1 protein-coding gene is annotated in these 1070 nt (G+C 73.3%); it reads right to left on the bottom strand.

Features of this window, described 5'->3' with window-relative positions; translation table 11 throughout:
- On the bottom strand, positions 1-765 hold a 765-nt coding region (locus ACZ5CR_RS47070), incomplete at its 3' end, for a streptophobe family protein (RefSeq protein ID WP_468870214.1).
- Positions 766-1070: the final 305 nt, after the last annotated feature.

The raw sequence follows: 1070 nt of genomic DNA, 5'->3' as shown, positions 1-1070 counted from the left end.
CAGCGTCTCGGCGGTGTGCCCCCGGGTCACCGCCACGACCACGCCGATGACGAGCCCCAGCGCGACGTACGCGAGCAGCAGGACCACCATGGCGTAGGCCGCGGGACGCACCGACTCCTGGAAGCGCACCAGGCCGGCGGGGAGCGGCGCCCCGCGCGAGACCAGCAACGCCACGGCGAGGACGCCCACCAGCCACAGCAGCCCGAACACGAGGGTCAGCGGCACGTCGGTCTCGAAACCGACCTTGGGCGAGCCGGCACCCAGCAGGTCGCCGATGTCGGCCGCGTCCCCCTCCCCGAGCGAGATCGTGAACCGGTGGCGGGCCAGCAGGCCGAGGCCGATGAGGAGCAGGACCCACAGCACCGCGAACCGGGCGGCCCAGCCGATCAGTTCCTTCGTGCCGGCGACGGCCCGGTGCCGCAGCGGCCTGAGGAATCCGGCGCCGGTCACCAGAGCTCCGGCGAGGGTGACCGAGAGGGGGAGCACGGAAAGGCCCGCGTTCGTCTCGGCGATCGCGCCGGCGTCGCCGGAGAGCCCCACGGAGCCGCCGACCGCCATCACGACGACGGCCGCGACGACGCTCGGGAACGCGCCGTCCGGCAGGTCGGCGGCCCCGGCGGCCCACAGGCCGAGCGCGGCGACGACGGCCATGGCCACCAGCGCTGCGAGCACGGCCACGAAGGCGTGGATCCAGCCATGGGGGGCCCGCCGGCTCTGCGGCGTGCGCTGTGCGCCTGACCGCCGAGGCGGTTTCTGGTCGTTCACGTTGTCACGCTAAGCAGCGTGACGGCAGCCCGCCCCTCGGGAGGGCCGACCGCGTCGGCTTGCGGGCTGCCAGGAAGCGGGACACACAATAGGCGCGTAACGGTAAGAGGTGTGCAGAACGGTTGAAAGCGTGACCTGATCTGTGCGCCGCAGATCCCCTACGCAGGGAAGAAGTGTTCGTGAGCGTCGAACCGCCGTCGTCAGGACGCCCCACAGGACCCCCGTCAGGCCCGCTCTCGGGCCCTTCGCAGCCGGGCGCGACCCAGGCAGGTTCGACGCCACCGCCGCCCAGCGGTGACCGGCCG

Source organism: Streptomyces sp. NPDC031274, from assembly GCF_055570235.1.
The sequence above is the reverse complement of the archived record's forward strand: the minus strand, read 5'-3'. Positions and strand labels throughout refer to the sequence as shown.